This is a genomic window from Pseudomonas sp. NY15354 (assembly GCF_048068075.1).
Classification (GTDB): Bacteria; Pseudomonadota; Gammaproteobacteria; order Pseudomonadales; family Pseudomonadaceae; genus Aquipseudomonas; species Aquipseudomonas guariconensis_C.
Genome location: NZ_JBLUPV010000011.1, coordinates 1 through 13,881 on the forward strand (window position 1 = coordinate 1; position 13,881 = coordinate 13,881).

A 13,881-nucleotide genomic window follows, 5' to 3' on the forward strand; every position below is an offset into this window, starting at 1 on the left:
TTCTATAACCCTAAACGCCGACACAGCAGTGCTATGCAGCTGTCTCCAGTAGAGTATGAGAAACGCTATTTCCTGAGCTTGGAGAGTGTCTAGAAAACCAGGGGCGATTCACACGTCTGGCGTACTGTTTACGTGAAAGAAAACTCATGAACATCACTCCGCTACAACTTCGACATCTACAGGTATTTAACGCCTTCCACGCGTGGGATGCAGTGTGTTGTAATTTGCGATATGGGCATTCAGCCATAATTGCTGGTTTTCCCGGGAGAACGCTGACTGCGTTTCCTTGGAAAGCAGCACAATATCTTTGGCGATGATCCTCTCCGTGAAGACACCATGCACATTTTGATCGGACTTGCCCATGACCAGTACTTCGTTATGCTGCCAACGTGTCGACTTCATTAACGCGTGAGGCGTAACAATATTGAATGACGCCCCCGCCTTAGCGGTGGCCGCCGAATGATCGGCACTGAAAATTTCATTATTTGAAAAAATGAATTTTTGTTGATTAATCCGGCTACGGCTCACCATCGGCGCTGCCACGGCACGCAGGATATTTTGTGGCGGCACGTGGAGCACAATACCAATCTCCTCGGGCATACCGGAAAACAGGTGGCCTTCCTGCTTCAAACGCCGGTAGCGCTTCCGTTGCGCTTCGATATCGCTGAGATTGATCAAGGAGGTGGACAGTACCCAATGACGATCAATCCGTTGTTGAATGACCGACAATTCATAGCCACCCAGCGCCATCATGGGTGTGAAGGGACATACCAGCACCATGCCGTGCCGGTCGATACCTTCCCACTGGGACAACGTGCGCTGCAGGGCTGGGTGGTCTGCGTATATTTTTCTCTCTTTCGCTTTAATACACATCGTTGACGACTCACATGCGCTTGGCGACAACACCAAGACTGAGGTTACGCTTCCTCGACGGGAAGATCGGGGTTCAACTCGCGCAACCGCTGAAGCACCTCGGCATCTGATCGACTGAGCCCAGTACTGCCCGCGGTATAGATAATGCCCTTCACCTCGACCTTCTTCGTTTCTGAAAAGTGCACCCTGACATGCGGACGGGTCACGACCAGAATTTCGTTATAGTTCTCCTTCGGCTTCCCCCGGCTGGTTTTCTCCATTATCGTGAGCGGTGATTCAATTTTAGTAAATGCGCCGCCCATCACCGGATGCGTCGTTGTGCTTCCGTCGCCCAGAATCGCCTGTGCAAACTTATAGTCTTTGGCAGGCTCATGGGTAGGGAAATAGACGTCCTCTGGAAAGGTACCCAGAATATTTTCTGGCGGCACTTGCAGAATCAGCGCGACATTTGCATACATTCGCATAGGCCTCATCGGCAGCCTTGAAATCTTCGGATTCTGACTACGGATATTCACTTGCGTCCATGTTCGTGTGCGACGGATCAACGACGTGGAAATGACATCCCATCCGCTTAAGATCTCCTGTGCCCGCCCTTGGAACAAACCACTGCCATAAAGCGCGTGCTCACCAACGGCATGTACCAAGCAGAACCCCATCTCGGAAATCCGCTCCCACTTCCTCAATTTTTTCTCGACATGCTTATCAAACGAATATTTCGGGCACACGGCCGCCGGCTTGAATGTAAATGCAGTCTTCGATTCTGCTACCGACAACGCTTCGAATTTCGAACGCACTCGTATCTTATTCACCCACCCCATAGGGCACCTCGCTGCACATTTCCCTCACCTTAAACCTCTACAACTCCAAGCCCCGGGTTCAACTGACGAAGACGCGCGATCAACTTCAGTCGCTTAAAACTCGCCGCGCCTCTATCGTTATCCGCACCCTTGCACTTAGGTGCATAGATAATGCCGCGCACCTTGACCGGCTGCGTCATCTTGAAATGTATCTTCACATTCGGCTTGCCGACGACCAACACTTCGTTGTGAAACATCGTTCGCCCAACGATGGCGTCTGGCGAAACGACCTTGTTATATTTTTCCACCAGCTTCAGCGAATACAGCTTGGAGATCCCGTTAAGTATGGCATCGGCAAACTTATAATCCTTGGCTGGGAGGTGTGTCGGGAACATGACATCTTCCGGAAACGTCCCCAGGATATTTTGCGCTGGCACGTCGAGTATGAGCCCCACCTCGCCGAATACCTGGGTGGACACTGCTGCTCCGGTCTTTTGGTAGCGATGCCGAAGCCGGAAGATGCGCTGGGGGTCCACCAGACTGGTGGAGAAGACATCCCATGTCTTGAACACCTCTTCGGCTCGCCGCTTTGACAGATCACCCCTTTCGAATTTTTCTATATCGAAGGCATGTACGAGAAATCTATTCTGTTCTGACAGCCGTTCCCACTGACATAGAGCCTGTTCAACACCTTTATCCGTAGAGTATTTAGGGTGACTCCCACCCGCGTCACTCAATCTACCCATACGTCTTCACTTATCGATTTGAACATCGCAGCGCTTCGGCGCGCCACACACTTAAATAAATTCCGCAGCAAGGTGTGGATTTCGCACTTGGAGCAGTCTCAGCAACTCCAGATTGTCGATCGCATCCTGTTTTGTCAGGTATTGTTGGTTGGCAAGCACCATGCCTCTTACCTTGATCGTGCGCGTCTCGGCAAAATGCACATGTGCGTGGGGTCGACCAACCACCAATACTTCATTGTCAGTAACTTTCCGCTTGAGCAACTTATCCGGCGTCGCAATTTTACGGTAGCCGCCTTTGACGGGAATACCGCTCTCGCTAATACCAGATTTTACGCTATGGGCTAACTGATACCGATGGGCACGCTCATGAAGCGGTACCCCGACATGCCGCGAGAACGCCCCGATAATATTTTGCGGGGGAACTTCCAGAATCAGACCGACGCCCTCGGTCCACCGGACCGAGGTTGGATCCTTATATGAGGCCACTGTAGTGGAAAATACATCCCACTCCTCGATAACGTATTCCGCTCTTCGGCAACATAGATCACTCTTAAAAAAACGCTCCCGCGTCACGACATGTGTCAGAAAAAGGTCTCGATCGTCGAGATCTTCCCAAGTCGCCAATTGTTTTTCGACTTTTGGATCAAGCGAGTATTTCGGGGTGTACGCCTTGCCATGCATTTGGAATTTAGGAGGGCGCCGTAATAGAGACGTAGTGGCCCTCAAGACCTTTTCTTTAAAGTCGCTCATAGCAGCTCATGACTCACAGTCGGATAGAAGAGAAAGGACCACTCAACTTATGCGCACTCATTGCTCATTTATTCATGGCGCGGCAGCCGAATGACCCCGACAGAAGATTCAGACAAAGTTCACCGGTAAGTGAGGGTTCACTTCGCGCAGCGCTCGCAACAAAGCTGCTCTTTCCCAAGGCAGATCCCTCTCCGACATTCTGCAGTTGTGACAGCACAGAATACCGGTGACTTTTATGGGTTTGGTTACCGAATAGTGCAACTTAAACCCTGGCTTTCCCACCACTAAAACTTCGTTGTACGTATACGTCCTTGAAGCCACCCACTCAGGTGTCTCAATACGGTTGTAACCACCCTTAATATAATGGCGCCGACCAAAGACGCCGTTTTTATAAACTGAGCGCCCGGACAATACCGATCGCGCAAACCTATTGTTTTCCGCTGTTTCATGGGTGGGGAAAAAGACATCGCCATTGAAGGTGCCCAAGATATTTTCAGGGGGTACCTTCAACACCAACGCAATGGAGGCGAACATTTCGAGTGGTTTGCGGTGCCAGCCCGCTTCAGTCGTCGGGTGGACAACCAAGGAGGTCGAGAACACGTCCCACGTCTTGAAGACCTCGTCAGCGGGCATCCTCGTGAGCACACTCGAACGATACTGGTCAGTGCTGATTGCATGCACCAGTCGAAGGCCCTGGGAGGACAACTTCGTCCACTCGGACAACTTCTTCTCTATCTGCGGATCTGTCGAATACCGAGGCCCTGGCAGGACGCCATGCATTTGAAAATTGAAATCCAACGACGTTTCACGCTTGGACGTCGACCTGCGATTGAAAATACTCATCTTCGCGCCCTCGGATCAGTTAACCACTGCCGCTGCTTTCCAATGACACTGGTAGCGGCCCTTTGAAAAGGACAAGGTCAATACACCTGCTTTTCCATGTTCGGACGCCACCACCCGCGCCAACTCGGGAAGCACATGTTCGTCAATCAATTCGTCGATTTCTCGCGCTCCGCTTTCGCTCACACGGCATGCCCCGGCAATCGCCTTGACGATGGCCGGCTTTATGACGAGCTGCATGTCGCCGCGTGTGGCCTCTGCCACGCGATGTACGATTTTGTTCAGCTTGAGCTGAGTGATCGCCATCAACTGTTCGACGCAGAGCGCCTGATAGACCTGCAAGTTCACCCGCCCCATGAACGCAGGTTTGAACCGCTGGACACAGGCCTTGCGAACATGCGAGATCGCGTCATCGTCCAGACCACCCGCGCTCGGCAGGTCGCCCCCCACATTGGTGGTGATCACTACCCAGGCATCATGAAAACTTACGCGCTGCCCTTCGGCGTCTTCCATCCAGCCCTTATCCAGGACCTGGTAGAACATCTCGCGTACGTCGGGATGGGCTTTCTCGAATTCGTCCAGCAACAGGACGCAGTGCGGTTGCTTTCTGACCGCTTCGGTCAGCTTTCCGCCTTTGCCGTAGCCCACGTAGCCTGCCGGTGCACCTTTGAGCGCGGAGACGGTGTGCGCCTCCTGGTACTCGGACATGTTCAACGTGATCAGGCTTTGTGGCCCTGAGCCATAGACCTGCGCCAAGGCCAATGCCGTTTCGGTCTTGCCCACTCCCGAGGGACCGGCCAGCATGAACACCCCAGCCGGCTTGTCCGGTGCCTGCAACCCTGCTCGCGCGATGAAGAGTTTGCGCGCCAGTGCCTTCAGCGCCGCTTCCTGGCCCACCACCTGGCTTTGCAATTGGGCCAGCAGTGTCTCTTCACTGACCTGCGTACGCTCCCTGAGCTTGCCGAGTGGGATCCCGGTCCAGCCCGACAGCACATGCGCCACGCACATCGCATCGACACAGGCATGGACCATCACCTGCTGCTCATGCGCCTCGGCCAGGGATCGGCTGGCGACATCGCTGGCGGGCGGCCCTGCAAGTACTTCCTGGACCCAGGTGCTCTGCTGCTGCCACCGGGTACATACATCCTGTCGCGCTCTCTGGAGCTGCCCTTGCGTGTGGACCACCTCCTCCAGCAGGCGCGCATCGTGCGCCTCGCGCGCCAACCACGCCCGATGGCTGTCCAGGCGGGCCAACTGGGCGTCCAGGTCTTCCAGCGCCTCCGGCACATGGGTCTGGGAGAGTGCGACCCGGGCACACGCGGTATCCAGCAATGCCAGGGACTTGTCGGGCAACTGACGGTCGATGATGTAACGCGTCGACAACCGCACGGCCGCTTCGATCGCTTCATGGCGAATGGTCACCCCATGGTGCTGTTCCAGCAGGGGCGCGACATGACGCAGCATCGCAATGGCCACCGCTTCGCAGGGCGGCTCGACCTTGATCGACTGGAAACGGCGCGCCAGCGCTGCATCTTTCTCGAAGATGCTCTTGTACTCGGCCCAAGTGGTTGCGGCGATGACCTGAAACTGGCCTCGGGAGAGTGCCGGCTTGAGCATGTTTGCCGCATCGTTCTGCCCGGCCATACCACCTGCACCTTGCAGTCGATGCGCTTCGTCAATGAACAACACCACCGGCACAGGCGAGGCCGCCGCTTCCTCCACCAGGCTTTGCAGGCGCTTCTCAAACTCGCCTTTGACACTCGCCCCAGCCAGCAGCAGCCCCAGGTCTACGCTGTAGACTTCGCAGTTTTTCAGCATTTGGGGCACGTCGCCGGCCGCAATACGCTGTGCGACCCCTTCGACCAGGGCAGTCTTTCCCACGCCGGGTTCACCGACCAGCAACGGGTTGTTCTGGCGACGACGCAGCAAGACATCGATGACTTGGCGAATTTCCTTTTCACGCCCGATGACAGGATCAAGGCGCTGCTCGCGGGCTTGCTGGGTCAGGTTGTGGCCGTACGCTTCCAAGGCGCCGCCCGCCCGCTCAGGTGCCTGCTGCGCCTGGCTTTGGGCCTGCAGCCATGCCACTGCCAAGGACGCATCGCAGGTAAGCCAGGCCTGCAGGGAGGCGATTTCCAGATGACGCGCCCTGCCCTGTTCCAACCATGAAGCCCAGCAACACGCCACGCCAATCGACGAATGCCCCCATTGCATGAAGGCCCGCTCCCAGGCGTCCTCCAATACACCGACCACCGACTCGGAAAACACCACGCTGTGGGCATTACCGCTGGGTTGGCTCTTCAATCGCCGTTTCAGTTCGGCTTGCAATGCCTGAATATCCAAACCGCAATGACGCGAAAGTCCTTCAGCCAAGTCAGGCTGCTGGCGAATCAGCGCGAACAGGAAATGATCACAGGTGACCTCGAAATGCCCGGCCTCGCTAGCACGCAAGGCCGCCTCGTCCAAGGCCTTGCGCGCTTCGATCGATAGCGAAGCCACCCGTGATTTCAATGTGTTCTGCATAAACCGTAGCCCTTAACGTGGACACTGGACCGCGCTGACGGGAAGCGCCGTCAAGTTGCCAGTGAAATAATTGCCGTGCTGTTGTGCCGCTTCCTGCAAAGCCGAAATCTGCCCCCGTACCGGTGCCATGGCCTGCGCCACCCGCTGCCAGGCCCGCCAGCGCTCCTGGGTGCTTTCATGCTCTTTCAAGGAAAAACGCACGAGAACCTCGTTGACGCCCTGCAGCGAGAACACCGACGGGTCGGCGGACTCGAACGCCTCCAGCGCATAGCGCTGCTCGCCGCTTGCAAACGCCTGCAGAAAACGCGGCCAGGCATCATCCCCAAGCCACTGGCGCTTCAACTCGCCTTGCGGAAATATCACCGACAGGCTCACCCCCTGGCATTGGCCGGGGGCCCAGCGAAACACGCGCTCTTCAAGCAGGTTTGCACTCGTGAGCCCTGTGGTCAGGGTGCCGCAGGACAGACTGAGCTTCGTCCCCGTCGGCATCAGCGCCGCCCCACCGGGGACCGTGGCCGGTTGGGTGATGACGCGAGTTTCGATCCATTGCTCGCTCATCGCCGCTTTAACGTCCTTCAGGCTTGCCAGCTCCGCTTGCAGCGCCGTCAGCTCATCCTGCCTGCGCGTTTGCTCACGCAGCGGCAGACGCTCCAGGTCCTGCGGCGACGTCGCACTGTTGAGTACCTGGAGAAACTCAGCGGTGAACGGGATCGCGCTGCCTTGCCAGTATTTCGGGGAAAGCCCTGATTGACCGGGCGTCAGGTAACGTTGCGCCTTGTCATTCAAGAAGTGCTGGAACAGCTGCCAGGCCATGTCTTCCTGGCGACGAGGGTTTTGCTTGAGTCGCGGGTCATTCAAGGGCTGCAGAACTTGGTTCTGCCATTGCGCGTCCAGTTCGCAGGCAACGACCGAAACGGCATTGGCGGTCAGCACGTCAACCTGTGTGCGCAACAGCTCCCAGACGGTGCCACTGCCCTGCCCCTGGGCTGGCAACGCCATGTGCTTCTCGAGCTGGGTGAATGCTGCCTGCAACGTTTCCAATAGGTTGGAGCCCGATTGCCCCTCGCTTGTCGAATGGACGAACAACCCATGCGCCGTCTTGGCCAAGTCCGCAGGCCGCAATGTCATGTTCACCGCCGCGGCAAGGCTGTCCCTCCAGGCTTGCCATACCTGGCGGTCCTGCTGGCTGGCATAGGCCTGGCTACGGGCGCTGCCAAACTGTCGATAGAGCCAGCCGCGCGCGCCCTTCTCCCAGACGAACAACTGGTCCTGCAGGGTGGCCGGTTGGGCTTGCAGGTGCGACACCCGACGCATTTCATCCAGCCAAGCCTGGCTTTCAGCGCTCGGAATGGTCGCCAGTTCCGAAACGATGCGCGCGATGAAGCGGCTCGCCGGATCCTGGCCGTTGAGCAAGGCAACGCTCTCGTCACTGGCAAGGGGGTGTTCTGCGTGCTCATAGGCCTGTGCGATCGTATCGCCGATAAAGGCCAGCCAAGCCTCTTGCCGACGCTGGTGCCAGGTATTCCAGAAACCCTGGAAGGGCTGCTGATCGGCGCTGCCCAACGCACGGGAGACCAACGCGACTTCTTCTTGCACTGTTTGCTCGCCTGCCTGCAACCACAGGCCTGACAACTCAGTCTGCACGGGCCAACGGGGCCAAAAAGGGGCTGACCGTAATGCCGGCAACTTGTCGCGCCCCTGCAAAAGCCACGCCCAAGCGGAGTCCTGCGCAACCCAAGACGACAGCAGCGCGCGCTGCTCGGCCAACGGCAGGCGATCAGGGTGGCGCCGCACCCAAGCCCGGGTGATCAACAGCACTTCCCTTGGGCTGAGTGCTTTATCGAACGCCAGCGGGTAGAACGCGTTCCCCTCCCAATGCAGGGGGGTGAGCTCTGACAATGGCAGTTGATCGAGCATCGCCTCCTGTAACAGCACCGCCGCGCTCAGTTGCAAGATCATCTGGCGTTTCTGCGCAGCATCGGCCTCTGCGAACTGCTGTTGCCATTGAGCCGAGTGCGCCGGGTGCTCGCTTTCGCGCCACCCTCCCGCCTCGAGCAACTGACGTTCGAGCCGTGCCTGCCAATAGCTCATCAACGGCAAATAAGGCACATGCATTATCGGCTGGGCGAAACCTGCGTCCAATTGCGCCAACCGGGCGACATTGACTGCCATTCCCGAAGCGGGAGGTTCGTCATACAGGCGATAGGTCTTCCAGCCGCTCCACAGCAGCGCCCCGACCGCCAAGGCGAACACTACCGTGGCCAGCGATACCCTGCGCATGCCTGGGTAGCGCATGTAGCGCTCCTCTGCTGACGATTGCGCAGTCTGCAGCAGGCGTTGGCTCAACAACTCTGCAACAAAATGCCCCTGGCGCTTTTCCCCTGCCTGGGCCATTGCGGGTGCGGCCGTCAACCACACGCCTTTGAGTGCGCCCGTGGCGTGGTAAGGGTCAGGTTCGCACAGCGCGACCACAAAACGCAGCAGGCCGGGCTTGAGCGCCTGCACCCGCTCGGGAAAACCCAGGCGCTGCGCGGTGGCCTTGTCAGGCGGCGTGGCATCCAGTGTGCTCAGGCACTGCGACAACAACCCCTCGCACAGCGTGTCGAACAGTGGCTCGAGAAAGGGTGTGTTTCGATCGACGACCGGTGGACGTACCCATTGGTAGCCCAAGGCGTGTTCGCGCTGCGCGTCTGTCAGGGTCTGTTGCCAGGCTTTGAAGCCTGGCAATGCATCGATCCCAGTGACGACGATATGAATCGGCAACCCCTGGCCACAGGCTTTTATCAGCTGTTCAAGTTGCTCACGCAGGCGACGCCCGTGTTCATGCAGTTGCGCTGGGGAGTGTGCCTGCAGCGCCGCACAACTGATCGAAACGAGCACACCTTCGGGGGAGCGAACCTGCTTGCTCCATTGGACCAGGCGCTTCCAACTGCGCAGTGCTGTGGCATTACCCGTGGAGAAATGACTACCAACATCCAGCACACACAATTGTTTGAAGAACCACCATTTCAGTGTCCGGGTCGGGAGGATCCGTTCGCGCGCATCCAGCTGGGACAAGACAGGCAGTTGCGCGCTGTCGAGCAGTGTCGTCTTTCCATCACGCCCACCCACGAATACAAACCAGGGCATTTCGGCACCAAAGCGGTTCAAACGCTTCAATGTGCGCGCGCCACTTCGCCAATGCTCGCGTAACACGTAAATCTTTCGTGAAACCTGAAAGCGTGCCAGGAACTGATGCGTACGCGGATGCCCGCGGAGTTCCCCCAGCGCGACCATCAACAGGCGAAACAGCAGAATAACCAACAGGACGCCGGCCCACAGAAACAAGGCGGTAAACAGCGAGCCTTCTCGCGCCAGCGCAACTAACGCGCACAGCAAAAAGAGCAGACCCGCCAGTAAGAGCCAGCCTGATGAAGCAAGTATCTTTTTCATGTTTGACTATAAGAAAGTAAAAAACAATCCAACAGAAACCATCGCCCACAAGGCTGTGAGGGCCAGAGGAAAACGATAACGCCATATGCAACGTTGCCGGCGCCGGCGGTCTTTACCTGCTCTGTCGTCGGGTGTTATTTCTGCGCAACTGCGCTCGGGCTGCCAGGCGCGCGGCAGCGCTTGACGGGTCGATGTGATTCGGGCTTGCAGTTGTTCAGGTTCAAGATGGCGATACTGGCCTTGAAACCCGAGCAACAGGCAGGTCAGGTAAACCATGCGCACCTGATGATTGCGTGCCTCCAGGGCGTCCAGCCTGGCAAAGAAGGCTTCCCCGCCCACGACCGTTTGATAGTGTTCGGACTGCAGCAAACGGTCGCGCCATTCATGACGCAATGCCAATGCCGAACGCAGCACCCATTCATCGATCCACGACATGATGGCAAAGCGCGAGGCGTGCAGATCCTCCTTGTCGACAACCTTGGCGCTGGCCTGAGTGGCCTCGGCCAAATAGCGCTCCACCTGCTCTCGAAAGACCGTGAAGCCCCCTGTTTCATCAGGGTGTGCACTGGCAATAAACCGGATCAAGGGAAGGTAACATTCAACGACCTGCATCAATTCGCCCTGCATAGACCAGCTGAACTTTCAAATCATCTGGTGCCTGCGCCCAGAAGAAACTAAGTTCCTGAACATGTTCTGCCGCTACCCAATTAGGATCATGGGTATCAATTTCCAGATAGCATGTATCTTCACGCCTAGGCAGCTCCATAGGGGTTTTCTGACATCTATGTAGCGAAACACCTGACAACGCATGTTGAATCAACGATTCCATTCGTTGAGGGTCAGCAAGTTTGGCGGTATCCAACCCTTGAACCACGGCGTCGTTATCAATGAACGCGCGACTTTGCAATTTCATGTACAAGCACTTGGCTTGACTGATCATTTGCCGGTCGAGGCGGCTTTGATAGATACCGCGCTCGTCTTGCTCGAACGTGCGATAGGTGTTTTTTTCCAGCGCAATACTGTTGAGCAGCCTGTGCAGGACCCGCTGGATCTGGTCGAAACTTTCAAACAGCCGGTCGTGGTCGTACTGCAGCGCAGCCGAGGCCTCCTGCTGCCACTGGCCCAAATGGTTGCAGTCATCGTTGAACGTGGAGAGTTCGCCAACCAACTGGACCAACAGCAGGTGCGCCTGCCAGGGATGGACACCCGGCGCGTCCAGGTAGGCTTGCAATATTGGCAGCGCGCGATTGAGCGAACGCATGACCAAGGTCAGCACGAAGGACTCATTGCTGACGTCGCTGGTGAGCCGGCCTAGCGAATGTTTGAGCTCCGCCAAGCCCTGCGTACGCTGGGTCAGTTCGAAAAAGATCTGTTCGAGTTTCGAGCGCAAGGCCTCGGAGCTGTTCAAGACTATGCCCGGTGGCGCGTAGGTTTCGTCGACCATCACTTCATGATCGCGCATGCGCACACGCAGCAACGGGAAGCACTGGTCGCTCAACGCCTCCTCGCGCTCGTCATCCCAGAGCAGGCGCAGGCTGTGAAGGACACGCGGCACTTCGACTTCCGGGCCCTGGTGATAAAGATCACGCATGGTGTGCTCGGGCGTTGCCGTGACCCAGCGCGTCAATGGCTGTTCACGGTCTTGCTCCAGCACGGTGACATTCTGTTGCTGCGGGTCCAACCGCCGCAGGGCACCCCAAATGGTGAAAGGCCGGTCACGCTGCTTCCAGGCCTCCCGGAAACAGCGTTTTTGCAGGTGACAATTGCCCGGGAAGGCAAGGTACTCACCGGCGGCTGTCACCACCTCCAATGCGTGGAACTCCAGCGTGAAGTCGAGCAGGCTATGCGGGTTGACCTGGGCCTTTACGATCCCTGACTGCCACGGCTTGCCATGGCGCCAGTGCTGCGCATGCTGCCAGCTTTGATGAAGATCCATCGACTGGAAATGCTGCGGTTGCAGGTAGAGCCCCGAGTACCAGTAGACGGGTAGCTGCGCCTGGATCATTGGTCATCCTCCTGTCGGTCCGAGGATGCCGGCAGCAGGTTCTGCGCGCCCTCGAGCTTCACCAGCGCGCGCTCTCCCCACAGCGTCGAGAAACGCAACGTCTCGATCGCGACCTTCCAGCCGAACCAACTGCGCTTGATTTCGACCGGCACGGCAACGACGGCCGCCTGCTGGGTGCCGGGCGCGGGATAGTAGCCAGCGATCACCGCGACGTACCGCGCATTCTCCACGCGGTTCACGTGCAGCGTGGCCTGCTGGCCAGGCAATGCCGTGAAGCGGTCGATCGCAAGAATCTCCGGCGGCAGCGCCGCACCGCTGAACAACGCGCGAGTAGGCTGCTCTGCTGCGACGAGCGTGTTCAACGTGTGTTTGTCGCGCGCTTGCAGGATCAACAGCGATACCGAATTGGCCAGTCCTTTCCAGGCATTGAGTGTCGGTTCGGTCTTCACATTGACCACGATGCCGGCCTCCGCATACCAAGGCGGCGACTCCTGTAAAAGCTTCTGGCGCTGTGCCTCGTTCAACGAACACGCGCTCGACAGGCAGGCGGCGCCCAGCAGCAAAAGCCATCGGATTGGACGCATCATGCGTGCGGGCCCTCCAGGACAAGATTGATTTCCCTCAGGCAGTTCTCATCGCGCACCATCTCCGCCAACCATTGCTGCAGCGGCATGCTTGCCCAACGCACCGCCCGGTCCATCAGCATAGGCACAGGGCTGGAGGGCTCGTGCTGACGAAAATACCGGGCGATGTCCTGCATCTGGCGGATCGCGGTTTCACGTGACTGCGCGCCCTGCGCCGGACGTTCCTCCATGCGCTCGGGCGACGGCAGCAACGCGTCTTCATCGCTGGTCCCTGGGGGTGACAACCACTCCAGCATCCGCGACAAAAAAGCCTCCCAGTCATCGAGCCCTTCCAGTGTTTTGGCCATCACGCCCGTACCGCGGCTGCCCGTGACCGCCGACAACGCATGCGCGAATGGCTGCAGCAGGCTGCGGCAGTCCCTGACCTGATCAAGGAACGCGCGCAGTTGCGCAGAATGCACGGCCTGCGCTACCCAGAGACGGAACTGCTCCAGGCTGTAGTCGTCCGGCGGACTCCCCTCGTCGCTGCGCTTGGCGTGCTCATGACGAAGCACCTGCTGCCACCAAGCCAGCGAGCATTGCGGCGAGCCGGTCATCGAGTGGGTAAGCAGCCATTGACCGATGTCTCGATCCAGTCGGCCGAACATCGCCAGGCGGTAAGGTTCGCCATCGGCCTCCAAGGCCGGAAAGCCGCTCGCCCACCACTGGCGCACCATGCCTTCGAGCAGCTCCAGGCCCTGGGCCAGGCCGGTCAGCCCTTGCTTTTGCATCCAGGCCTGGGACACCCAGCAAGCGATCTGAAAATGCTTGGAGTGCTCCCTGAGCACGGCTTCCCCGAGGGCAATGACTTGCTGCCAGTCGGCGACCTTGACCTCACAGGCCCACTCGTCCTCGGCCACCACGTCCTCGTGTTCGCGCGCCTGGCGAATCTGCTCATAGAGGGTGTCGTACTCGATGTCGTGCCCCGCCGGGGCCTGGGTGCCGATCGGCGCCATCAGCGCCTGAATCCGCGCGCTACGTTCTTCACTCATCTAGGTCGTTATCCAATCAGAACTTTCGGGTATCCCACGGCGATGCTCCCCCCATGTGCGCACACATCGCCCATCCGCGCAGCAGGCTTGCCGCCGATCAACACTTTGGCGCTGCCCTTGACGATGGTGTCCGCAGGGCCGGTGCAGGTCAGCAGGTCGCCGACGACCGCCGCTGGCATACCACCGATCAATACGTTCGGATTGCCGGGGCCGGTAATGGGCCCGCCGACATGGGGAATAGGGTCGGCGGCCGGACAAACGTGCATATCGCCCAGACGCGCTGCAGGCTGGCTCATGGTG

General features: G+C 58.2%; 12 protein-coding genes. All 12 read right to left on the reverse strand.

What is annotated here, in order from left to right; translation table 11 throughout:
- Positions 1–186: 186 nt before the first annotated feature.
- Positions 187–813: a hypothetical protein gene (locus ACNFCH_RS12895; protein WP_416742927.1), complete on the reverse strand. Its 627-nt coding sequence runs from the start codon at positions 811–813 to the stop codon at positions 187–189.
- Between the two features lie 104 nt (positions 814–917).
- Entirely contained in the window at positions 918–1,667 is a 750-nt protein-coding gene (locus tag ACNFCH_RS12900; RefSeq protein WP_416742928.1) for a hypothetical protein, read from the reverse strand.
- Positions 1,668–1,720: 53 nt separating this feature from the next.
- Positions 1,721–2,242, reverse strand: coding sequence for a hypothetical protein (locus ACNFCH_RS12905; protein WP_416742929.1), 522 nt, complete (start codon positions 2,240–2,242; stop codon positions 1,721–1,723).
- Positions 2,243–2,467: 225 nt separating this feature from the next.
- Positions 2,468–3,166 (reverse strand): hypothetical protein, encoded by a 699-nt coding sequence (locus tag ACNFCH_RS12910; protein ID WP_416742930.1) that lies wholly within the window; start codon positions 3,164–3,166, stop codon positions 2,468–2,470.
- 108 nt (positions 3,167–3,274) lie between these two features.
- Positions 3,275–4,009 carry a hypothetical protein gene (locus ACNFCH_RS12915; RefSeq protein WP_416742931.1) on the reverse strand — a complete coding sequence of 245 codons (735 nt, stop codon included), beginning with the start codon at positions 4,007–4,009 and terminating at the stop codon, positions 3,275–3,277.
- A 15-nt stretch (positions 4,010–4,024) separates the two neighbouring features.
- Positions 4,025–6,529, reverse strand: coding sequence for a type VI secretion system ATPase TssH (tssH, locus tag ACNFCH_RS12920; RefSeq protein WP_416742932.1), 2,505 nt, complete (start codon positions 6,527–6,529; stop codon positions 4,025–4,027).
- 12 nt (positions 6,530–6,541) lie between these two features.
- Positions 6,542–9,658: a type VI secretion protein IcmF/TssM N-terminal domain-containing protein gene (locus tag ACNFCH_RS12925; RefSeq protein WP_416742933.1), complete on the reverse strand. Its 3,117-nt coding sequence runs from the start codon at positions 9,656–9,658 to the stop codon at positions 6,542–6,544.
- A 309-nt stretch (positions 9,659–9,967) separates the two neighbouring features.
- Positions 9,968–10,573 carry a DotU family type IV/VI secretion system protein gene (locus ACNFCH_RS12930; protein WP_416742934.1) on the reverse strand — a complete coding sequence of 202 codons (606 nt, stop codon included), beginning with the start codon at positions 10,571–10,573 and terminating at the stop codon, positions 9,968–9,970.
- Positions 10,560–11,966: a type VI secretion system baseplate subunit TssK gene (tssK, locus tag ACNFCH_RS12935; RefSeq protein WP_416742935.1), complete on the reverse strand. Its 1,407-nt coding sequence runs from the start codon at positions 11,964–11,966 to the stop codon at positions 10,560–10,562. The genes ACNFCH_RS12930 and tssK overlap by 14 nt, the downstream gene beginning before the upstream one ends.
- Positions 11,963–12,553 (reverse strand): type VI secretion lipoprotein TssJ, encoded by a 591-nt coding sequence (locus ACNFCH_RS12940; RefSeq protein WP_416742936.1) that lies wholly within the window; start codon positions 12,551–12,553, stop codon positions 11,963–11,965. The genes tssK and ACNFCH_RS12940 overlap by 4 nt, the downstream gene beginning before the upstream one ends.
- Positions 12,550–13,581 carry a type VI secretion system protein TssA gene (gene tssA / locus ACNFCH_RS12945; protein WP_416742937.1) on the reverse strand — a complete coding sequence of 344 codons (1,032 nt, stop codon included), beginning with the start codon at positions 13,579–13,581 and terminating at the stop codon, positions 12,550–12,552. Before tssA ends, ACNFCH_RS12940 begins: the two co-directional genes overlap by 4 nt.
- A gap of 8 nt (positions 13,582–13,589) precedes the next feature.
- A complete protein-coding gene (locus tag ACNFCH_RS12950) occupies positions 13,590–13,877 on the reverse strand; it encodes a PAAR domain-containing protein (protein ID WP_337157502.1) in 288 nt (95 codons plus the stop codon).
- Positions 13,878–13,881 lie beyond the last annotated feature (4 nt).